This is a genomic window from Chryseobacterium salviniae (genome assembly GCF_035819015.1).
Classification (GTDB): Bacteria; Bacteroidota; Bacteroidia; order Flavobacteriales; family Weeksellaceae; genus Chryseobacterium; species Chryseobacterium salviniae.
In genome coordinates this window covers 65,722-87,741 of sequence record NZ_JAYLAA010000044.1, presented here as the reverse complement: position 1 = coordinate 87,741, position 22,020 = coordinate 65,722, and the positions used below count along the sequence as shown (strand labels likewise).

At 37.0% G+C, this 22,020-nt stretch carries 15 protein-coding genes; 5 read left to right on the top strand and 10 right to left on the bottom strand.

Going from position 1 to position 22,020, the window contains the following annotated elements:
- Window positions 1–6: 6 nt before the first annotated feature.
- A complete protein-coding gene (locus SOP96_RS13960; RefSeq protein ID WP_326321543.1) occupies window positions 7–2,742 on the bottom strand; it encodes a SusC/RagA family TonB-linked outer membrane protein in 2,736 nt (911 codons plus the stop codon).
- 327 nt (window positions 2,743–3,069) lie between these two features.
- Between SOP96_RS13960 and metG the strand changes: the two genes are divergently transcribed.
- On the top strand, window positions 3,070–5,106 hold the full coding sequence (gene metG, locus SOP96_RS13955; RefSeq protein ID WP_326321542.1) for a methionine--tRNA ligase: 2,037 nt from the start codon (window positions 3,070–3,072) through the stop codon (window positions 5,104–5,106).
- 68 nt (window positions 5,107–5,174) lie between these two features.
- The gene (locus SOP96_RS13950; RefSeq protein WP_326321541.1) at window positions 5,175–5,315 is read left to right on the top strand and encodes a hypothetical protein; all 141 of its coding nucleotides are present in this window, start codon (window positions 5,175–5,177) and stop codon (window positions 5,313–5,315) included.
- Between the two features lie 189 nt (window positions 5,316–5,504).
- On the opposite strand, the gene SOP96_RS13945 is transcribed toward SOP96_RS13950, so the two are convergent.
- Window positions 5,505–7,526, bottom strand: a complete 2,022-nt coding sequence (locus SOP96_RS13945; RefSeq protein WP_326321540.1) for a hypothetical protein — start codon at window positions 7,524–7,526, stop codon at window positions 5,505–5,507.
- Between the two features lie 147 nt (window positions 7,527–7,673).
- Here SOP96_RS13945 and SOP96_RS13940 point away from each other — a divergent pair, with 147 nt between their 5' ends.
- Window positions 7,674–8,021: a DUF4377 domain-containing protein gene (locus SOP96_RS13940; RefSeq protein ID WP_326321539.1), complete on the top strand. Its 348-nt coding sequence runs from the start codon at window positions 7,674–7,676 to the stop codon at window positions 8,019–8,021.
- A 24-nt stretch (window positions 8,022–8,045) separates the two neighbouring features.
- Here the strand turns inward: SOP96_RS13940 and SOP96_RS13935 are convergent, their stop codons facing one another.
- Window positions 8,046–8,999: an SPFH domain-containing protein gene (locus SOP96_RS13935; protein ID WP_326321538.1), complete on the bottom strand. Its 954-nt coding sequence runs from the start codon at window positions 8,997–8,999 to the stop codon at window positions 8,046–8,048.
- A gap of 152 nt (window positions 9,000–9,151) precedes the next feature.
- Window positions 9,152–10,507 carry a deoxyguanosinetriphosphate triphosphohydrolase gene (locus SOP96_RS13930; protein WP_326321622.1) on the bottom strand — a complete coding sequence of 452 codons (1,356 nt, stop codon included), beginning with the start codon at window positions 10,505–10,507 and terminating at the stop codon, window positions 9,152–9,154.
- Between the two features lie 131 nt (window positions 10,508–10,638).
- Between SOP96_RS13930 and SOP96_RS13925 the strand changes: the two genes are divergently transcribed.
- Together SOP96_RS13925 and SOP96_RS13920 are read left to right on the top strand one after the other, a co-directional pair.
- A complete protein-coding gene (locus SOP96_RS13925) occupies window positions 10,639–11,376 on the top strand; it encodes a DNA-formamidopyrimidine glycosylase family protein (protein WP_326321537.1) in 738 nt (245 codons plus the stop codon).
- Window positions 11,377–12,150: 774 nt separating this feature from the next.
- A complete protein-coding gene (locus SOP96_RS13920; protein ID WP_326321536.1) occupies window positions 12,151–12,873 on the top strand; it encodes an AAA family ATPase in 723 nt (240 codons plus the stop codon).
- 219 nt (window positions 12,874–13,092) lie between these two features.
- Here SOP96_RS13920 and SOP96_RS13915 read toward each other — a convergent pair whose 3' ends face one another.
- The 6 genes from SOP96_RS13915 to SOP96_RS13890 all read right to left on the bottom strand — a co-directional run bounded on the left by SOP96_RS13915 (window position 13,093) and on the right by SOP96_RS13890 (window position 22,012).
- A complete protein-coding gene (locus SOP96_RS13915; protein WP_326321535.1) occupies window positions 13,093–16,095 on the bottom strand; it encodes a LamG-like jellyroll fold domain-containing protein in 3,003 nt (1,000 codons plus the stop codon).
- 342 nt (window positions 16,096–16,437) lie between these two features.
- On the bottom strand, window positions 16,438–19,296 hold the full coding sequence (gene gcvP / locus SOP96_RS13910; protein WP_326321534.1) for an aminomethyl-transferring glycine dehydrogenase: 2,859 nt from the start codon (window positions 19,294–19,296) through the stop codon (window positions 16,438–16,440).
- Between the two features lie 522 nt (window positions 19,297–19,818).
- Complete coding sequence (locus SOP96_RS13905; RefSeq protein WP_326321533.1) at window positions 19,819–20,469, bottom strand: DnaJ domain-containing protein; 651 nt, start codon at window positions 20,467–20,469, stop codon at window positions 19,819–19,821.
- 613 nt (window positions 20,470–21,082) lie between these two features.
- Window positions 21,083–21,238 carry a hypothetical protein gene (locus tag SOP96_RS13900; RefSeq protein WP_326321532.1) on the bottom strand — a complete coding sequence of 52 codons (156 nt, stop codon included), beginning with the start codon at window positions 21,236–21,238 and terminating at the stop codon, window positions 21,083–21,085.
- Between the two features lie 80 nt (window positions 21,239–21,318).
- A complete protein-coding gene (locus tag SOP96_RS13895; RefSeq protein WP_326321531.1) occupies window positions 21,319–21,588 on the bottom strand; it encodes a hypothetical protein in 270 nt (89 codons plus the stop codon).
- A gap of 82 nt (window positions 21,589–21,670) precedes the next feature.
- On the bottom strand, window positions 21,671–22,012 hold the full coding sequence (locus SOP96_RS13890; RefSeq protein WP_326321530.1) for a hypothetical protein: 342 nt from the start codon (window positions 22,010–22,012) through the stop codon (window positions 21,671–21,673).
- Window positions 22,013–22,020: the final 8 nt, after the last annotated feature.

Sequence of the window (22,020 nt, the reverse complement as noted above, 5' to 3'; positions counted from 1 at the left end):
GATAAATTAAAATTGAAAGTTAAAGCCAACTGAATACACTTTAGGTCTTTGATAAAATCCATTATCAACACCTCCGAAAACTTCAGGATCTATTCCTTTATATTTCGTAATGACAAATACGTTCTGTGCCATTGCATTTACTCTTAAATTTGTTCCTTTACCCATAAATTGTCCTACATTGTAAGCAATTGAGAAATTATCCATTCTTAAAAATGAAGCGTCTTCTATAAACATATCAGAGAAAAGCTGTGTAGTAGCAAACTGAGTACTTAGAACACTTACATTTGTATTACTTAGAAAATTGTTTGCCTGAATATTTGCAATAGAGCTGTTAGATGCTGAATTGTTATAAACATAATTTCCTAATACAGCTCTAAGCGCAGTACTAAATTCCCATTTTTTAACGCTAATTTTTGTAGAGAAACCTAATATTACATCAGGGTTCGGAGATTTATAAAAATACTTATCATCTTCAGTAGATTTTCCATCACCATTTCGATCTACATAAATACCTTCTATTGGATTTCCATTAGTATCGTAAACCTGTTGATATACATAAAATGCATTTAAGGGTTGGCCAACAGTTATAGCTTGAATATAGTTATTGATTCCAGAAATACTTCCCGCGACGATTTTATATGATTCATCCACATATTGAGATAAACTTGTTACCTTTGGATTAAATCTGGTAGCATTAAGATTAACATCCCAAGTTACATTATCTTTCCTAACAGGAACTATATTTAAATTTACTTCAAAGCCTTTGTTTGCAATAATTCCAACATTTTTAACATTGAAATTACTTAAATCACCAGCCCAGGTTGGCACTCTTGAAATAAGATTTTCTGATTTTTTATCAAAATAGTCAAAAGAACCGCTGATTCTGTTATTGAAAATGGCAAAATCTAATCCTAAATTTTTTGTAGTTGTGGTTTCCCAGACAAGATTGGGATTATAAACATCAGGTCGTAATAGTGTATAAAAATTATTCCCAAATTGATATTGTGCAGTACTGCTGTTACTGTAAGAATAAGAACCAAATGCAGGATAGAAAGTTCCCGTTTCCTGCTGGCCTGTTTTACCCCAACCTGCTCTAACCTTCAATGAATTAATTGTCGAAACATCTCTCAAAAAGCTTTCTTCATTAACTTTCCATGCAACCGAAACAGCCGGGAAATTACCCCATACATTATCTCTGTTTCCATTCCAGAATGTTGAAGAACCATCTCTTCTGACTGAACCATTAATAACGTATCTATCTGCAATAGTAAAGATACCTCTTGCATAAAAAGAAACTAATGTTCTTCGTGTATCGCCAGGAGTCGAGAAATCCGTTTTCCTTCCGTTTCCATAATAAGTGGGTGCCTCAGGAGTAATTGTATTAGTATCCTGATAAGAATAACCCCCAATTACATCTACAGTAGTATTGATAGCCTGAATCTTTTTTACATAATTTAAATATGACTCAAACAATTTACTTTTAATCTCTTGAGAGTAAGATCTATAAGATCCCAGCGTTCCTATTCCCTGAGCAAAATCTTTAGAAACATTTACAGAGCCGTCACTTTTTGCATAATCATAAGATCCGTTTAAATTTAGTCTTAAATCAGGTAAAAAATGAAATTTATAGTCTAATTGTAAGCTTGGAATAACTCTGAACACCGAAGAAAGATCTCTCTTACTGTATAGTAAACCAAGCGGGTTTCTTGTTCCGTTAACATTCAAACCTGTTGCCGTGTTAGCAGGATCTAACCATTCATAATAACCTCCATAATTGGAATTTCCGGAGTAAACAGGTTGTGTCGGATCAAAATAAATTGAAGCTCCGATAGCACCTCCGTCTGGAAATCTGTTTTCGGAGAAAGTCCCTTTAAAGTTACCATTAACTGTTAAATGATTATCAAAAAATTTAGGTGATACATTGAAACCTAATGACGTTCTTCTAAATTCATTTGTTTTTACAATACCATTTTGCTCATTATAGCCTAACGAAACTCTATACGGCAAGCCTTTTACACCGCCTGAAAAAGCGACATTATTATCGGTTCCCCATGCTTGTTGATAGATTTGGTCCTGCCAATTAGTATCTGCATTTCCCAAATAAGATTTTTGTGCAGCAGTTCCGTAGGTATTTACAAAGCTTCTGAACTGATCAGCATCTAAAACATCAACATTACCCATTTTCGTTGAAACCGAAAAGTTAGTGTTAAAATTCACCCTAAATTTCCCTGTAGTTCCTTTTTTGGTAGTAATTAAGATAACCCCATTTGATGCCCTGTTTCCGTAGATGGCAGCAGAAGATGCATCCTTAAGAATATCAAACGTTTCGATATCGTTAGGATTAATCAAGGATAGTGGATTGGTTGCTCCGCTTAAACTGTTGAAATCAATAGGAACTCCATCAATTACAATCAAAGGATCATTATTGATAAATGAAGACCCTCCCCTTACTCTAATGGTTGAACCAGCTCCCGGAGCACCACTGTTTCCGGTAATTTGTACTCCCGGTGTTTTTCCGATTATCAACTGATCTGCAGTTGAAGCACCTGCGTTAAAATCTTTAGAAGTAATAGAAGATATTGATCCTGTAAGATCCGTTTTCTTTTGCTTACCATAACCAATGAGTACTACTTCTTCAATTTTTTTTTCTTTTGTTGCAGAATCACTGGTTTGTGCATGAACCATTGCACTTGCCAATAGAAAGGCAGGTGCAATTTTTAATACCGTTGTAAAATTTCTCACAATATTATTTTTTATATAGTTACTTTTTTTCATCATACTGGCGTGAGCCTGCTGCAATTTAAAAAAAAAACATAATTATCATAAAATTTTTAAAAATTTTAATAAAATTATGTAAATTAAACGATCATTTAAACCTATTATACTAATTATCAGTATATTATCATAAAATATGCACTACATAATACAATATTAATTTAACAAAAAGTTAAACATTAGTTTAACTAAATATAATATCCGACCGTCTTGATAGACTAAAAATTCTTAAAATTAGTACCACACGGTATTCCGCAGATATTCGCTATCTTTGCAGACTAAAACTTACTATAAATGTCGAACAGAAAGATGATTACGGCAGCCTTGCCTTATGCAAACGGGCCGGTTCATATAGGACATTTGGCAGGGGTATATATACCTGCGGATGTTTATGCAAGATTTCAGAGAAGATTGGGAAAAGACGTAGCGTTTATCTGTGGCTCAGATGAACACGGAATCCCTATTACCATACGAGCAAAAAAAGAAGGAGTTACTCCTCAGGATATTGTAGACAAATACCATGAAATTATTAAAAAATCTTTTGCGGATTTAGGAATTTCATTTGATGAATATTCAAGGACTACTTCTAAAAACCATTATGAAACCAGTCAGGATTTCTTTAAGGTACTTTATGAAAAAGGAAAGTTCACAGAGGAAATCTCTGAGCAGTATTTTGACGAGCAGGCCGGAGAATTTCTTGCAGACCGCTATATTGTAGGAACATGCCCGAATTGCGGCAATGAAAATGCGTACGGCGATCAGTGCGAACGTTGTGGCTCTACCCTTTCCCCGTCTGAGCTGATTAACCCGAAATCAATGCTCAGCGGAAATATTCCAATTTTAAAAGAAACAAAAAACTGGTATTTACCATTAAATGAATACGAAAATTTCCTGAATGAATGGATTATTGAAGGCCATAAAGATGACTGGAAACCCAATGTGTACGGACAGGTAAAATCATGGTTAAATGACGGTCTGAAGCCTCGTGCCATGACCCGTGACCTCAACTGGGGGGTTCCGGTTCCGCTTTCGGGCGCAGAAGGCAAAGTATTGTATGTATGGTTTGATGCACCAATTGGGTATATTTCTTTCACCAAAGAATGGGCAGAGAAAAACGGGAAAGACTGGAAAGATTACTGGCAAAGCGAAAATTCTGATCTTGTTCATTTTATCGGAAAAGATAACATTGTTTTTCACTGTATTATATTCCCAAGCATGATGAAAGCGCACGGTGATTTCATTATGCCGAAAAATGTTCCTGCGTTTGAATTTCTGAATCTTGAAAATGACAAAATTTCAACCTCAAGAAACTGGGCGGTGTGGGCTCATGAATATGTTGAAGATTTCCCGGGACAGCAGGATGTACTGCGATATGCCCTTCTTTCATCAGCTCCGGAAACGAAAGATAATAATTTTACGTGGAAAGATTTTCAGACGAAAAATAATTCTGAATTGGTAGGGATTTTCGGAAACTTTATCAACAGAGTTGCCGTTCTGATTCATAAATATTATAATGGAGTCGTTCCTCAGGGAGATGCCAACGCTTCCGAATTAGAGGAAATCAATAAATCAGCAAAGGAAATTTCTGGTTTCCTGGAAAATTATGAATTCAGAAATTCTTTGACAGCTTTGATGAATTTAGCACGTTTCGGTAACCAATATCTTCAGACTGAAGAGCCTTGGAAAACCATTAAGGAAAATCCTGAAAAAGCAGCGCATTCGCTATTCGTCGGCGCACAGATTGCAGTGGCGTTGGCACAATTGTGTGAACCATTTATGCCTTTCAGTTCTGATAAATTACTGAATATGTTTAATGTTGAAAAGCAAAGATGGAAAGATATTGAAACAAAATCTGTACTCATAGAAACTGGTCACCAAATCAACGAAGCATCTCTCCTTTTCTCAAAAATTGAAGATGATGTAATTGAAGCCCAGATTCAGAAATTAGAACAAACCAAACAGAATAATAAAAAAACAAATCCTAACGCCAATCCTATGAAAGAAGAAATCACTTTTGATGATTTTACGAAAATCGACCTGAGAACAGCCACAATTCTGGAAGCTGAAAAAGTAGAAAAAGCCGACAAATTATTAAAGCTGACTGTTGATACAGGTGTTGACGTAAGAACCGTTGTTTCAGGGATTGCAGAAAGCTTTACGCCGGAAGAAGTAATCGGAAAGCAGGTAATGATTTTATTAAATCTTGCTCCCAGAAAGATCAGAGGTATTGAGTCGCAGGGAATGTTGTTATTGACGACAAAACCAGACGGAAAATTATCGTTTGTTACTCCGGATGACAGCAATGTAGAAAACGGAATTGAGATTGGATAAATAAAGCCAACCTTCAAGGTTTTTATTTTTAGATATGTTTAGTAAAAATGTTTTGAGAAACCTGTCGGATGCAGAATTGGAGAAATATCTTATCACCGGAAACCCTTCCCCTTGGAGCTATAGAAGCTGCATTTGAAATTCTTCAAGAAAGAGGACGCTTTTCCAGTACTTCCGAAAAAAATATCAATACAGGAAATAATTCTTTCTAAACAAACAGGAAGAAGAAAACCTTACAAATGCTGAAAAAGAGGTATGGAAAGATTATATCACACAAGATCCTTCTGCTATACAATTGTATTCTCGCAATACGACTTTGGCATTATTCCCGGATCTGTTATTATTTTTTAAAATTTCGGGCGGGTTTGCAAAGCAAACCCGCCCGAAATTTTACCTCCACCTTACTTAAATCTTTTCTTAAAATTAAATTTTAGCAAATTCATTAGTCCAGGCTCAATAATATCGATCCCCAAACCGAAATTGCTGTCTGCAACTGTATGATGATCGGCTCTGAATTTCTCAAATTCATCTTTCGGAATTTCTAGATTGACGAGCGGACTGTATTCAATATATGCCGTTGCCCCGTTTTTGCTTACTTTCTTCCGGCTTTTAAAATCAAAATACGGATTGACGATGGTGCTTTCCTGAACCGTATATTTCTCTTCCGTATCGATTTTCTGGTCGGTGTATAGGTTGATTTCATATTTCTCACTGTCAAAGTTATGCCAGAAAGGGAGATCTTTATGCACATAATCCCGTACGTTCGCTTTTACCAAATTTCGGTCGAAATACATCAAAAAACGATTATTTTTAGGATCCACATAATACGGATTTTCTATAATGGACTGATACTGAATTTTAAATTCATTCTGTTTTTTATCGTCACTTACGATGTCTATTGCAGCATCTTTAAATATATTCCTGATATCCGTACCGTTTCTGTCACCCGAATAATTCAGGCTGTAAAAAAGGAAATTATTCCAGCTGTCGATCACTTCTCTCCGGTTGGTATTTTTAAAATACCTTCTCATGGCATTAGCCCGGTTTCCTTTATACGTCGTGGTAAGCGTGAGTTTTCCTATTGTACCCTGAACCTGGAAATCCACTTTTTCATCCACACAAAAATAAGGATATCGGTACGGTTTTCTCTGTTTCAGTTCCTGATCAGGTTTTACTTCCAAGTAATGCATGAAATAAATGAATCCGCGGTTTTCCAGCGTTCCGAATTCATCCCGTATAGTAGCATCAACAAAATAATCTTCTCCTTTATGAGTGATCTTAACAATCGCATGATTGAATGTGAGCAGAGAAGGCAGATAATATTTAATATAAAAATCTGTATGGAAATTTACCAGAACAATTGAAGCTTCCACGCCGATATAATCCAATATAACCTTTAGAAGAACTGATTTAGCTTTACAGTCGCCCTGCTTGTTTTGATAGGTTATGGCAGGTTCCTGTGGCTTATGGCCATTCATTTCATCGGCATTAAAGATATAATAAATATTATTCTGTACATATTCAATGGCAAACTGAATCTTATCATCCTGATCTGGTAAAGCGTCCAGCTTTTCAATAAGGTTAGGTGCAAAATCTTTTAAAGAAGCAGTATTAAAGATTTCCTGATAAATCGGCGCAATATAATTAGAAAGTTCCTTCCAGTTGTTGTCCGTCGCAAAATCTATAAAAGGGAAAATTTCACGGTTGGCGTCTACCGGATTGATATAATTGTTTTCTTCAAAAACAAATTGTTCGCCTTTTTCAAGATAGTTTACTTCCGGTTCCAGCACATTGCCGTTTTCATCCCTGAAAAATGTTTTTTTATAGGCGATTTTTTCATCACGTCCATTAATGAAGGTAAATTTATAGCTGCCGTACGCCCAGTAATTGTCGGGGCTTACCCACACATATTTGGAAAATACTTTACGAAGAAAATCGCGTTCGGTAAAAGGTTTTACTCGAGAATCTTCAAGGATCAGGATATCATAGAGCCTGAGATCTTTTATGGTAATATTGATTTTTTTATTGCTGCTTAAAATTCCGCCGCTGCTGTGGTTCTCACTGTCCAGAACTTTAATTTTCGTATCCGGGATCTTATCCATTAAAACTCCGTCTCTTAAAACGCTGATGCGATGGATATGGTAGACTTCATTTTCCTCAACTATGATATCGGAGACGGATGCCCTTTCAAGATTGGCAGGTTCATTTAAAGTATAGGCCATACAAACATATTCACTGTTTTCGATATTGCTCGTGTGGTATTTTTTATCCAGGAAATAACAAAAATCCTTCCCGTCGTTATTTTGCTGTCTGGCAAAATCGGAATCCTGTATTCTGTTTATGAGTTCCTGATCATCAATATTTCCCGTCCATTCTGCCGGTTTCCGGATTCTGTAATTTTCAATTTCGATCTGATTATCCATATTATGTTTACTAATTTGTGTATTGGTGATAAAAAAATTTTAAGTTAAATTAGGTATTTAAAAACTTAAAAACAAGACCGGAAAATGTTAAGATCACTTAAAAAAAATCCGGCACCAAAATTGACTCTTCTGTTTTAAAAATTCAATATGAAAAAACTTAATGCGAACATACGATATTTATTTTCAGCGGCTTGTACTTTCGGGATACTACAATGTACCGCATCTGCCAATGCTTCGGGAAATGGGGAGAAAATACTGATCATAGCTCCGGAAACTACGGACTGTACCGGTGTTATGCCGATGAAATGCCTTCAGGTAAAAGAGAATGCTAATGGAAGCTGGACCAATTTATACACTAATATCGAAGGCTTTACCTACGAACCCGGTTATGAATATGTGATAAAAGTAAAAGAAGAAAAAATCAAAAATCCGCCTGCGGATGGTTCTTCCATACAATACAGCCTTATCCGGGAGATTTCGAGAACAAAAAAATAACCTCAGAAAAACTGAGGTTTTAGTTTAAAGATCATTATTCGTATCGTGATTATGATTCTTTGGCGGTTTCGGGTAATTTCCTTTAGTAGCCTCTCCTACCGTATTGGCAGCAGTCATGGCTACGACAAGATCATTCAGCATATTGCTTGCAGCCGTTGGCGAATTGGGTAAAAGTACAAGGTTGCTTCTGTTGCTTGCTCCAATGGAATGCAGGGTGTCATAATGCTGGGTAACTACAATCAGCGCAGAAGCTTCGTGGGAATTGATTTCTACTTTATTCAGCATTCGTACGGATTCTTCAAGGCCTTTGGCAATCTCCCTTCTTTGGTCTGCAATTCCCTGTCCCTGAAGCTTTTTAGATTCTGCTTCGGCTCTTGCTACGGCAACAATCCTGATCCTCTGTGCTTCAGATTCGTATTCTGCTGCGGTCTTTTCTCTTTCTGCCGCGTTGATCCTGTTCATCGCATGTTTCACCTGCTCATCCGGATCAATGTCTGTAACTAATGCTTTGATGATATCGTAACCATAGCTTTGCATAGCTTCCTGCAATTCACCCTTCACCGCAATGGCAATATCATCTTTCTTCACGAAAACATCATCCAGTTTGAGCTTGGGAACTTCTGCCCTCACGACATCAAAAACATAAGAAGTGATCTGGTTTTCCGGATTTTCAAGACGGTAATAGGCGTCTCCCACCTGTGTTCTGATCACTTGATATTGAACCGAAATTTTCATTTTGATAAAAACGTTATCCAGTGTTTTGGTATCAATCATTACATCCAGCTGCTGAATTCTTAAGTTTAATCTTTTGGCAATCTGGTCAATAATCGGTAATTTAAGATGAAGCCCGGAATGCTTTACGGACTGAAACTTCCCGAAGCGTTCGATAATTGCTGCTGTTTCCTGTTTAACCACAAAAAATGAGGCAAACAAAATAATTAATCCGATAAAAATAATAGGTATTAGAAAAAGACTCATAGTTTTAATTTTTTAATTTCAAATTGTATTTGTTATAAAGATATGGTTTTTGCGTTAAAAAGAAAACCGAAAGCTATATTGCTGCCGGTTTAATTTAATTTTATGTAAATTTTTAAAAAAAGTTTGAATACTCTTTTAAAGTTAGCAATACATCACATCGTCATTCCTATATCAATTCCTTTAATTTTACGGTAGAGATCGGTTGCGTAATTATCCGTCATTCCGGAAACAAAGTCAATAACGCCCAAGACTTTCTGGTAATCGGTTCCGTTTTGATAGACAAACTGTTGCGGAAGAAGCTTTAATGCTTTTTTGTCATAGGCTTTTCTTTCATCTTCATGCTTCAGAATGGAAGGAATGAAATGATCCAGCAATTCATACATTACATTATAGCCGGCATTTTCAATTTCAACCACCGCTTTATGGTTGTAGATTTTTTCAATGGAGAAAGTTTCAATATCCTGTAACGTTTTATTCTCTGATTTGTAAAGGTCTAAAAGTGCTGTATTGAGGTTTCCTTCCAGAATTTTGCCGAAGTTTTGCTTATACATTTCCAGAGACTTATTAATCAATGCGTTGATCACTTTTGCACGCAGATATGAAATCTGTTCATTTTCATTGGAAATTGAGCTCAGCTTGGTTTCAATTCTTTGCACATCATCCGTTTCAGATTTTACCAGCTCAAAAAACAGGTTTTTGCAATCGGCGGTAGAGACGATTCCGAGGCGGTGCGCGTCTTCCATATCAATAATATTGTAGCAGATATCATCGGCAGCTTCTACCAGCCAAACAAAAGGGTGCCTTTTGAAAATATGAGGATCTTCACTTTCTAAAATCAGGTTGGTTTCTTTGGCAATTTCAAGAAAAATATCTTTTTCATTTTGAAAAAAACCGAATTTTTTACGATGAATAAACCCTTTCTTTTTAGCAATAGCTTCACAAGGGTACTTAGCAATACTTGCCAGCGTTGAAAACGTCAATTGAATTCCTCCGGCATCTTTTCCCTGCTGTTGCTGCGCCAAAACTCTTATAGCATTGGCATTTCCTTCAAAATTCATAAGGTCTGCCCATTCTTTTTCGTTGAATTTGGGTTTCAGGTCAGATTCATTCCTTTCAAAATAGCTTGCAATCGCATCTTCCCCGGAATGTCCGAAAGCAGGGTTGCCCACATCATGGCAAAGGCACGCCGCAGCAATAACGTTTCCTAAATTATGAAGGTAAAAATTTTTGGCTTCCTCGGTAAGGTCATTTTTATACTGATTGTGAATGAACTCCCCCATCACGCTTCCCAGACTTCGTCCCACAGAAGAAACTTCCAGAGAATGGGTAAGGCGGTTATGCACGAAAACACTACCGGGTAACGGAAAAACCTGCGTTTTGTTCTGAAGTCTCCGGAATGGCGACGAGAAAATGATTCGGTCAAAGTCTCTCTGGAAATCTGTTCTTGAAGCTTTTGTATTCGGGTTGTTTCCTGTACGCTGATTCGTAAAAATCTGGTTTAAATTCATCATGCGCCAAAATTACTTCAAATTTTATTTTTTTCGTACATCAGAATCATTTTTTATCGCATGCCGACCTTATCGGTATTTAAAAAATTTGTTATGGCAGAATTATTGTTATCTCGGATATAAATCACAGCATGCCCGAAGGTCCTTCCATACTTTTAATGAAAGAAAGCATTCAGAAATTTGAAGGCGGTAACGTTCTTGAAGTTTCCGGAAACGCAAAGATTGATAAAGAAATCCTGATTGGAAAAACACTAAAAAAAATAAAAACCTTCGGAAAACAAACCTACCTCGTATTCGATGATGTCGCAGTGAGAATTCATCTCCTGATGTTCGGTTCTCATAGTGTTGATGAACAGACTAAACCCGACCGCCAGCTCAGATTAGCTTTACTTTTTCCGGATGGCGGAATATATTTTTATACCTGCCATGTAAAAATGGTAGATTCTGAATTCTTAACCGGCATTGATTGGGAAGCAGATGTGATGAGTGATAACTGGAATCCTGGAAAAGCTGAAAAGAAGCTCAAATCAAATCCCGAAATGATGGTTTGTGATGCTTTGATGGATCAGGATATTTTTTCCGGAGTCGGAAATATTATTAAAAATGAAGTTTTATTCCGAATCGGAGTACAACCGGAAAGTTTTTTAGGAAAAATGCCGGATAAAAAAATAAAGGAACTGATTAAAGAAGCCCGAAATTACAGCTTCGATTTTCTGGAATGGAAGCGAGATTTTACCCTAAAGAAACATTGGCTGGCGCACACCAAAAAAGTTTGCCCGAAATGCGGCAATAAGCTTGTCAAAAAGCAGACTGGTAAAGGAAAAAGACGAAGTTTTTTCTGTGAGACAGATCAGCAATTATATCATTAATTCTGCGTATTCTTTAATTATATTTTTTCCGTTCGTATTGTAATCACCTGCGTAAATAACACGTTTACAGTAATATTTTAATTTCATACGCAGAGATACTTTTCACCTGAACAGGATTTAAAAATTAAATTTTATTCATATTGAACTTAATTAATCAAATTAAGGTGATTTAAATCAGGTTTACCTTGATACTATGCGCTGCATGTTAATTATTGAGTTTTGAAGTTAAAATTCCTTATATTGAAATATTAATAAAAATTTGAATAAAAATTAATAAATTCACAAATTAATTTTTAGATTTATATTAAATATTTGTAAACATATTTTAGCGCAAAAGTTAATTTAACACACTTAAAACACTGATATACATCATAATTTTTACTTGTAGGTATTATTTTATTGTCGTAATATTGCAATGTCAAATTAACAATAATTAATCAAATAATTAAAAATACAATAAAATGATCACTTACATCGGAATCGCAACATGTTTAGTCGTTTTTTCTTCTTATTTCGCAACTATTAAGAAAGAAAGAAACTAATTTAATTCTGTGGCTGAGAAAAGCCTATGAATGCACAAATGAATGAGATTGTCCGTGTTTTCAATCTGTAAAGGTTGACTGCTCTTTTACTCAATGGAGTAAAAGGGCACCCAAAACATAAGACAATTTACACTAAGGACAATTTTTAATTTTTATAATAGCCGATAGAGTCGAACATGTATTTGTTCGGCTTTTTTATTGAATACCCTTATCTTTGCGTTAAATTCCTCCCATGAACCTCTACAACCTTATTATTCAGGATAAAGAAGAAATAGCACTCAACGATGTTTTCCTTGATGCATATAATAAGGAACTGATCACACAGCTTATTAAAGAAAATACCTATGCTCCTGAATTACAGGAATATGGAATCCCGGTAAATAATAAAGTGCTGCTTGAAGGAAGTTCAGGCTGCGGAAAAACCATGACCGCAAAAGCGATTGCCCATGAATTGGGTAAAAGCATTATTATTCTTAATTTAAGCAATATTGTTTCTTCAAGAATCGGCGAAACTTCGCAAAATATCAAAATGATTTTCGACAAAGCAGCCAGGGAAAGATCAGTGCTTTTCCTTGATGAGCTCGACCAGATCGGAAAAGCAAGAGGCAGCGACGATAAAGATGTGGGCGAAATGAGAAGACTGGTAAATACCCTGATCCAGCTGATCGATTATTACCCTGAAAACGCTTTGCTGATCTGCGCCACCAACCATCCTGAAATTATTGATACCGCTATACTTCGCCGCTTTCAGCTTAAAATTAAGTATGAAATGCCTTCTGAAGAATATCTGGATTCATTTTATGATAAAATCCTTGATAAGTTTCCGCAAGATTTAAAAAATATTGACCGAAAATACAACATCTCTTTTGCCGAAGCGAAGGATTATGCTTTTACGGTGGTGAAAGGCAATCTCATCAAAAAGCTTGAAGGTGATAAAATACAAAACTTTAAGTAATTACTCCATCACCGTCAGTTCGAGTATTTTTCGGAGCAAAGCAGAGAAAAATGTATTGAGAACCAGTGAAGAAAAACATTGGTAGCATTAGCTTTTCGATACGATTTTTCCAAAATCTACTCAAAGTGACAAATGTAAAATCAATCCACAAAAAAAGCCCTTTCATCACTGAAAGGGACTTCTTCTAATATAATATGAATGAACTAAGTATGTTCTTATTTATTGCACTAAAATTTTAAAATTGCTATTTAAATTCTCCCCGGAAACATTAAGAATATAATTTCCTGCAGCTTTTCTGCCTGCCATATTCAGATTAAAAATTCCGTTTCCATTGGCATTAATCTTTTCCTTAATGATAATTTTTCCTGCCATATCAATAACGGTCGCTGTAAGGCTTGACTTCTTATATTCAGGAAGTTTAATGGAAATCTGATCTTTAACAGGATTCGGGTATACTGTTCCCACATTTTTGCTGATGCTGAATTCATTATTACTCAATACAGCCTGATTGTATAACGAATAGACTTCTGCCGCAGTTAATGCATAATTATACATTTTAAGCTCATCAAATGCCCCTTTGTACGGTGCAGAAGCATTGGCAGTTGCCTGAAATTCAAGCTCGCCGATATTTCCGATTACAAAATCACTTGCCTCTCCAATTCCTGTAACAGCGGTTTCATCTCCTTCGGAACTTAAAACGCCATTGGTATAAATTCTCATTTTATGAGCGATAATATCCCGTTGGATTACAACATGTACCCAGTTATTAGTGAAATAATTAGCAATTGGTGAAGTAATCTCTTTTTTCGTCACATTATCGTCAATCGCATATCGTAACTGTCCTCCTTTAATTTCTACATTAAAACGTTTTCCGGTGGCTCCTGTTGAAGCATTAGCCGTTATCGAACCTTTGCATAATACGTACAAACTCGTAGAGGAAGATGAAGGGATCATACTTGTGGGCGCTTTCATCCAATAAGATACCGTAAAAGAATTAGTATTAAATAAAATCTGATCTTGATGCGGAATGCTTGCGATATAGGTATTATTCGGAGAAGTAGCCAGATCAAGGGCATAATTTTCTTTTCCGGGAACCCGTACAGCAGCATTATCATAAGACGTATTTAAAACTCCATGATTGGCAAATGAAGTTATATCGGTGATTTGTGCACCAGAAGAAGGAGTCTCTGAAAAAGGCCAGCTTCCGACTAATGTCTGTGTTATTGCCCTAAAAGACCAAACATCACCTGTTGCAGTTCCCAAAGCATTTGTGGCATCAATTCTCCAGTAATAGTCTGTTGCCGGATTCAGGTTATTTAATTGATAAGAAGGTGACGCGCTGTAAGATACGGTTCCTAAATTATTCAGATTTCCCGGATTCGTTCCAAAGTAAACGGAATATGTTGTGGTGTTTGCGCTTCCATTCCATTTTAAAAGCAGATTTCCGCTGCTTAATTCTGCGCTATTATTTCCGTTTACAGGTACCGGATTAGTTGCTTTTGTAGGAGGTGAAGGAATCGGCGGTGTCGTTACTGAAGCATTTGCAGTATATACGGAAGATTGTGAAGCATTGATTGCTTTTACCCTGTAATAATACTGGGTATTGGGTATCAAACCCGTTTCATTATGCGTTGTAGCATTTGCAGCTAATGTTGCAATAACGGTGAAATTTGTTCCGTTGTCTGACCTTTCCAGAACATACCCTGTTTCATTCGTGGCATTATCGTTCCAACTGACCGTTAAAGAACTCACAGAAGGATTTCCCGTTGTTGTCAAAGCATTGGTGAAATTCAGATTAGTTGGCGGAATAATAAAATCCGCAGGTGCGGTATTAGGTAAACCATTTATATACACTTCAATATTCAGATACGGTGCATTAGTGGCACTTACCTGTAGAGCGTCGAAAACATTTTTATTGGTTCCATTGGCATCTTCCCATACATCCGGCATACCGTCATTATCCGTATCTAATGGAGCCGGAGCACCATATACGTGTCCTGCGCCCCCATTCGTAAAGCCAAATTGATTAGCTAAATCAGCTTGTACATACACATAAGTAGCAGTTGTTCCTTTCGACTGTAAATCTGAAATCATTAAATTATCGACTTGGTCACGTCTCGGATAAGATGCACCGACACCCGAAACAATATGATCAAAAGCAGCCTGCGCCGTTAACACCGGGTTTTTCATAGGATAATCATATGGAGCAGCCAATATTGCTGCAGGATCTCCCACCGGATACCCTGTTAAATTCTGAGGAACCAGAGTACCATCCAATATTCCATTTTTATTATTGTCGAAATAATTTCCGGATCCGTACAAATTAAAGTTAGCATTTCCAACACTGAAAGGCGTAGAAACCGTACTGCTTGTGTTTGGCCCTCCAATAAAATAATTGTTGATGATATTCGCAAAAGAGCTTCCTGCAGAATCTCCGCCCATAATATAAGCTTCACCGGATTGGGTATGTCCGTAAGTATTTCCGTAGTTTCCCCAATTGTACACCACATTGTTTACAAATTCATTGATGCCTTTTATTTTATTATTACGTGTTTTGTTACAGATATATAAATTTCCGATCAGGCTTATTTTACCTCCCGGAGGAGGCTGCATCAGTCCGCCGGCAGAGTGATTATGGCGGTGCATTCCTTGCCCGATAATAGAATTCTGAATGGTGATATTATCCGGAGCTGTGCCGTTATTATCCCAGTTCACCGAGAAAACTTCGTCTGTTCCCCAGGTGAACGTCATATGGTCTAAAATAATATTTGCTCCGTTGGCAATTCCTGAAGCATCCTGATTTTGTGAAGTTCCACCATAACGGATTCTGAGATACCTCGCAATGGTATTATTGGCTCCTGTAAAGGAAACTCTCGGTCCCAAAAAGACAATTCCTTCACCGGGAGCAGTCTGGCCTGCAATCGTTGTGTTTGCTGCAACAGCAACCACGGACTGTAAATTCACAATTCCACCCACTTTAAAAATGACAAATCTTCCCGGCTGGCTCACCGCATCACGGAATGAGCCCGGTCCGCTGTCGTTTAAGTTTGTGACCAAATAAATCTGAGGATTGGCAGCACCTCTTGCTCCTGTTGTATATCTTCCAAAACCGGTGGCTTCCGGAAAGGCTAATGTCTGTGCCTGTACATCGAATGTGGAATAGGTTAACCCGCAAAACAGCAAAGCCGTAAGAGTGCGTTTAGGTAGTAATGATCTTATCATGTTGATTAATTTTATGTTAACTAATCTAAACACAAACGTAAACACAGGCATCCTGCTGCATCCTGCTGAAATCTAAAAATCAAATAATTACAATTAAATCATTGGTTTTATACTAAGTTAAAATCTGATCAATACTCTGAAAACCACAAAATGATTAATAGAAAAATAATCGATTTTAAATAAAAAAATAAATTTTACTTTTTATGAAACTTAAATTGAATGTTAGAATGTAGACTTCTTCATTTTTCATTGGACAAGATTGTTTCGTTGTTTCACTCCTCGCAATGACACAAAAAATCCCTCTCATCACTGAAAGGGATTTTATATTTAAAAAAATTTTAATTACATATACGCTTCAATCGGCTCACAAGTACACACTAAGTTTCTGTCTCCGTATGCTTCGTCTACTCTTGAAACAGAGGCAAAGAATTTATGATCTCTCACCCACTCCAGCGGATAAGCTGCTTTCTCTCTGCTGTACGGTTTATCCCATGAATCAGAGATTACCAATTGTTCCGTGTGAGGTGCATTTTTCAACACGTTGTTTGCCGGATCTGCATCACCGCTTGCAATCTCATCAATTTCATGCTTGATCGCGATTAATGCTTCTGCAAAACGGTCGATTTCAGCTTTACTTTCCGATTCTGTAGGCTCAATCATCAATGTTCCCGCAACAGGGAAGGAAACGGTTGGCGCGTGGAATCCGTAGTCCATTAGTCTTTTCGCAACATCAGCTACTTCAATTCCTAAGGATTTGAACTGTCTGAAATCTACGATACATTCGTGGGCCACTCTTCCATTTTCGTTGGAATATAAAATCGGGAAGTGCTCCGCCAAAATTTCTTTTAAATAGTTTGCGTTCAGAATAGCGTGTTCCGTTGCTTTTTTCAATCCTGAAGTTCCTAACATTTTGATGTAAGCGTAAGAAATATTCAAAATCAATCCGGAACCGTAAGGTGCTGCGGAAATTCCTTCGATCGATTCTTTAGAACCGATTTTGATATTTGCATTGGAAGGTAAGAAAGGAACTAAATGTTTAGCCACACAGATCGGCCCAACACCAGGACCTCCTCCTCCGTGAGGAATTGCAAAAGTTTTGTGAAGATTCAGGTGGCAAACGTCTGCCCCGATATTCCCCGGACTGGTATATCCTACCTGAGCGTTCATGTTGGCTCCGTCCATATATACCTGTCCGCCATGCTCATGAATCAAAGAAGTAATTTCTTTAATATTGGCATCGAAGAATCCGTAGGTTGACGGATATGTGATCATTACACAGGAAAGATTTTCAGAATGCTGTTCTGCTTTAGCTTTTAAATCATCGAAGTCGATTTCACCGTTTTCGAGGTTTTTCACTACCACGATCTTCATTCCTGCCATTGCTGCAGATGCCGGGTTTGTTCCGTGTGCAGATTGTGGAATCAACACTACATTTCTGTGGCCTTCCCCTCTTGAAATATGATATTCTCTGATGACCATCAATCCTGCATATTCTCCCTGAGCTCCGGAATTCGGCTGTAAAGAAGTTCCTGCAAATCCTGTGATTTCAGCTAAATCTTTTTCCAGTTCACGGATCATTTCCTGATACCCTGCTGCCTGGTTTACCGGTACGAAAGGGTGAATTGCTCCCCAGTTTTCCCAGGAAAGCGGCAGCATCTGCGTTGCTGCATTAAGCTTCATTGTACAAGAACCTAAAGAAATCATAGAGTGCGTCAATGACAGATCTTTTCTTTCCAGGCGCTTTATGTAACGCATCAATTCTGTTTCCGTATGGTATTTGTTGAATACTTCTTCCGTAAGAATCTCGTCTTTTCTTAAATTCTCTTCCGGAATGCTGTATCCTTCTTTTATTTCTAATTTGAAACTTTGCTTGTCTTTAAACTGAGCAAAAGAAGCCATCAGATAATTCAGTTTATCCAATGTTGTACTTTCATTGATCGCAATACTTACCACCCCTTCCGTGAAATAATTCAGGTTGAGTTTGTGATCAAGCATCATTCTCATCAGTCTTCCTTTCTCATCTTCATTAAGGTTGATTTTTACCGTATCGAAAATCGGTTCTTCAACGATGTCGTACCCTAACGCTTTCAATCCGTTTTTCAGCGCATTTGCTTTAAAGTGAATCTGGTCAGCGATATAATTTAATCCTTTCGGGCCATGATAGACAGCATACATTCCAGCCATTACTGCCAAAAGAACCTGAGCGGTACAGATATTTGATGTTGCTCTTTCTCTTTTAATGTGCTGCTCTCTGGTCTGCAATGCCATTCTGAGGGCACGTTTTCCATAAGCATCCTGAGAAACCCCGATAATTCTTCCCGGAATATCTCTTTTATAATCTTCCTTACAAGAGAAAAATGCTGCGTGAGGCCCGCCGTAACCTAACGGAATACCGAATCTCTGTGTGGTTCCGACGGCACAATCGGCTCCCATGGATGCAGGAGATTTTAATTTAACCAAAGCCATCGGGTCGCAGGCAACGACTACCTGAAGATCTGATTTTTTATATTCTGCAATATTTTGAGTATAATCTAAAACGATTCCGTTTTTTCCCGGATATTGCAATAACACCCCGAAGTAAGAACCGTCGAATTCATGAGAAGCATGATCTCCTTCTACGATTTCGATTTCCAGTCCTTCCGCTTTTGTTTTTAAAACGGATACCGTCTGCGGTAACACAAGATCGGAAACGAAGAATTTATTGGCTCCGCTTTTTTTCTGATCTTTTGTTCTGTTGTTGAAGAACATGTGCATGGCTTCTGCTGCTGCCGTAGATTCATCCAATAATGAGGCATTTGCCAAGGCAAAACCTGTAAGGTCACATACAACAGTCTGGAAATTAAGAAGAGCCTCCAGTCTTCCCTGTGCTATTTCCGCCTGATAAGGGGTATAGGCAGTGTACCAGCTCGGGTTTTCAAAGATATTTCTCTGAATAGCCGAAGGCAGCAAGGTATTGTGATATCCAAAACCGATATAGCTGGTGTAATCCGTATTTTTTGCGGCCAGCTCTTTGGAATGATTCAGCATTTCGTATTCTGAAAGCGGTTCTGAAATGTCAAGATCTTTCTCTAAGCGGATAGAAGAAGGAATGGTTTGAGAGATGAGCTCTTCAACACTTGAAACGCCAATTTTTTCCAGCATTGCCTGTTTATCGGCTTCATTTACGGAAATGTGGCGGCTCACAAACTGTTCTGTATTCATTTTTATTTATTAGATTTTTGTTGTAAAAAAGATTCGTAAAATTACGATTTTTTAGAAAATTGTACAAGTAAATTAAGAACGTACGGAAATCACAAAAAGTATGTTATGCTGTTCAAAATTAAATGGCTTTTATTGTCATTTTGAAATAAAAACAAAACAATTACTCAATTTTACATAAATTATTTTAAGCTTTATATGTTTATGATCTTGTAAAAATCAACTTGAAAACATGTAATGATGAATAAATTTCTATGCTCGTTTATTTTCCGGAATGAATTTTTCATTTCTTCATTAACCTTTTATTATTCAACCTAATGAATTTCATGAAATTTTATTATCTGTATTTATTCTAAATTAATATATTTGCATCATGAATATGATCGTTCCATTTAAAGTACCGCCTTTAGCGCCCGTATATTCTGGCAACTCCGAAGAAATGTATTGTGGAGATAAAAAATCATGCTGCAAGAAATTTAAGAAGGGAAAACGATGCAAGAAGTGTCCGGGAAGAAAGAAGATGGCTTAATGCCCGAAGCTCTTTATTAAAAAATACAGGGCCAATACCAATAAACCAACAGCCACTATGATTTTCATGATTCTTGGCTGTCCGTTTGGATTTGTAGCTGTTCTCGGCTGTGACTTGAATAATTCTTCCGCTTTGTCTTTGAATTTCTCCTTATCATTTTCAAAAACTTCGGTTATGGTGATTCCCTGTACTGCTGTTTTATGCAGCAATGAATTGGTAGCATGAAGCAGAATCTGAAATTTACCATCTTTAAACTCGGTTATTTTAAATATTCTTTCTCCGTACGCTTTTTCCAAGCCGAAAGGTAAAACTTTTACTACATCTGCATTTTGTGTCTGCCAAGTCACAATGATTTCCTCTCCTTTTTTTGCATGGATTTTATTGGCTGAAAATGTCTTGATGGAAGGCGGAACTGTATACCGGAAGCTTTTCTGCTGACTTTCTAAATTCTGGTCGTAAGCATATCTCCTGCTTTTATCGCTCAAAGTTTCATATGCTTCCTGTATTTCTCTGAATCGGTCTGCAAAGAAATCATCGTTTTGGTTTTTGTCGGGATGGTACTTTAAGGACAGTTTTCGATAAGCTTTTTTGATGTCTTCTTCTGAAGCATCATGCGGAATTCCGAGAAAATAGTAGTAATCTTTCATTGAGCTATACAAAAGTAAGGAATTTGTTATTGCGGGCAAAGTGAGGGAATTCATTTTTCTCCTAAATTTTTAAAGCCAAGTCCGCAAAGATTTTTTGTAATGATTGAGAATATTTTCGTTCGCAAAGGCGTTCTACTCAACAAAGGGGTACGTTTTGTTTTAAATTACGTAAGCGATTAATTTACACATTTTCTCATGCCGGAAGCATCTCACCAACCATCCTTAACGCAGAGTTCGTAAAATAGATATGCAATAAATGCAACGTTTTTATCCCGCAGATTTCACGGATTGCGCAGATTTATTTTGCAAACTGTTTTAAAACGTTAAAGGCTAAGCGCTTTATTTTACCGTGATTTTCATGCTGGAAGTATCTTATTAAGCATTTTAACGCAAAGTCCGCTAAGGTTTTTTGAAATGTTTGCAATTATTTTTCGCTCGCAATGGCGCTTCACTCAGCAAGGCTAAATGTTTTATTTGAATATGAGATTATCATGCCTAGAACCTCAACAAAAGCTATTTTAATTATTTTTAGATGCTTACAGCATGACAAATTATAGTGAAATAGTATTATTCCGACTGCTACCCTAGCCCAGATTGGAGCATCTGTCTGAGCTCATTTTGTATGGTTTCGGGGCGGCGGCTGAGCCGCCGCCCCGAAATCATACAAAATAGCGAGTGCGGAAAGCTGGAAATTGCTCCTTAAAAATTGCCTTTTGGAAAGTTTTTCATGAATTGATGCTTTTTGAGATTGCTTTTTCGCTGCGCTCATCGCAATGACTATAAAAAAATTCCGGTTCGGGAAGCGAAGCTTCCCGAACCGGAATAAACAATTTCAATTTAGTTACTTTATTATGCTTCCGTCATATTTTCTTTCTTCTCAAAACGGTGATGGCATCTTGAAGCAAATTCTTTTCTAAACTTTCCCTTCAGTTCCTGATATTGTTCTTCATCCATTTCCCTGATTTTATCGGCCAGTCCGAAAGGTGATTTTTCCTTGATTCCGTATTCCTCAAAAATACCTTTTACAAATCTTTTTCTTTGTGCTGCTTTTTTTACGATCATGGCAACGCCTGCAATGGCTAATGCTCCGAGAGCCCCTTTTAATACTGAATTTTTCATTTTTTTAAATTTTAAATTTTACTACTTCTTTTTATAAAGACGAATCGTATTGAACTTTACTTTACTACTTCTTAAATTTCAATTATTCGTTTGTTTTTTTATTTCTTCCGAAAAAGCCGCTTTCACACCTGCTTTTCCAGACTTCCTTGAATTTTTCCCTTTCTTCGGGTGAAAGGTGCATCATTTTCTCTCTCATTTTTCTTTCCTTGAAATCTCTCATCCCTTTTCCGAAATGGAAGCCTCCGAAAAGAATTTTACATAAGATGAGGATTCCCATGGCCTGCCAGTACGTAATCGATTTCACGCCAAGGATTTCCGGAAGGAGATGATTCCACAAGGCCATTACGATCCATGTAACTCCTAAAAAAATTAATGGCGGACATAATATTAAAAAGATCCAGCCTTTTTTATGTTTATGATTCATATTTTTCT

What these genes read in the sequence shown, in the direction of transcription:
- gcvP (WP_326321534.1), bottom strand. Translation starts at nt 19,296, where the DNA reads ATGAATACAGAACAGTTTGTGAGCCGCCACATTTCCGTAAATGAAGCC.
- SOP96_RS13940 (WP_326321539.1), top strand. Translation starts at nt 7,674, where the DNA reads ATGAAAAAACTTAATGCGAACATACGATATTTATTTTCAGCGGCTTGT.
- SOP96_RS13890 (WP_326321530.1), bottom strand. Translation starts at nt 22,012, where the DNA reads ATGAATCATAAACATAAAAAAGGCTGGATCTTTTTAATATTATGTCCG.
- SOP96_RS13915 (WP_326321535.1), bottom strand. Translation starts at nt 16,095, where the DNA reads ATGATAAGATCATTACTACCTAAACGCACTCTTACGGCTTTGCTGTTT.
- SOP96_RS13925 (WP_326321537.1), top strand. Translation starts at nt 10,639, where the DNA reads ATGCCCGAAGGTCCTTCCATACTTTTAATGAAAGAAAGCATTCAGAAA.
- metG (WP_326321542.1), top strand. Translation starts at nt 3,070, where the DNA reads ATGTCGAACAGAAAGATGATTACGGCAGCCTTGCCTTATGCAAACGGG.
- SOP96_RS13930 (WP_326321622.1), bottom strand. Translation starts at nt 10,507, where the DNA reads ATGAATTTAAACCAGATTTTTACGAATCAGCGTACAGGAAACAACCCG.
- SOP96_RS13905 (WP_326321533.1), bottom strand. Translation starts at nt 20,469, where the DNA reads ATGAAAGATTACTACTATTTTCTCGGAATTCCGCATGATGCTTCAGAA.
- SOP96_RS13935 (WP_326321538.1), bottom strand. Translation starts at nt 8,999, where the DNA reads ATGAGTCTTTTTCTAATACCTATTATTTTTATCGGATTAATTATTTTG.
- SOP96_RS13920 (WP_326321536.1), top strand. Translation starts at nt 12,151, where the DNA reads ATGAACCTCTACAACCTTATTATTCAGGATAAAGAAGAAATAGCACTC.
- SOP96_RS13895 (WP_326321531.1), bottom strand. Translation starts at nt 21,588, where the DNA reads ATGAAAAATTCAGTATTAAAAGGGGCTCTCGGAGCATTAGCCATTGCA.
- SOP96_RS13950 (WP_326321541.1), top strand. Translation starts at nt 5,175, where the DNA reads ATGCAGAATTGGAGAAATATCTTATCACCGGAAACCCTTCCCCTTGGA.
- SOP96_RS13900 (WP_326321532.1), bottom strand. Translation starts at nt 21,238, where the DNA reads ATGAGCGCAGCGAAAAAGCAATCTCAAAAAGCATCAATTCATGAAAAA.
- SOP96_RS13945 (WP_326321540.1), bottom strand. Translation starts at nt 7,526, where the DNA reads ATGGATAATCAGATCGAAATTGAAAATTACAGAATCCGGAAACCGGCA.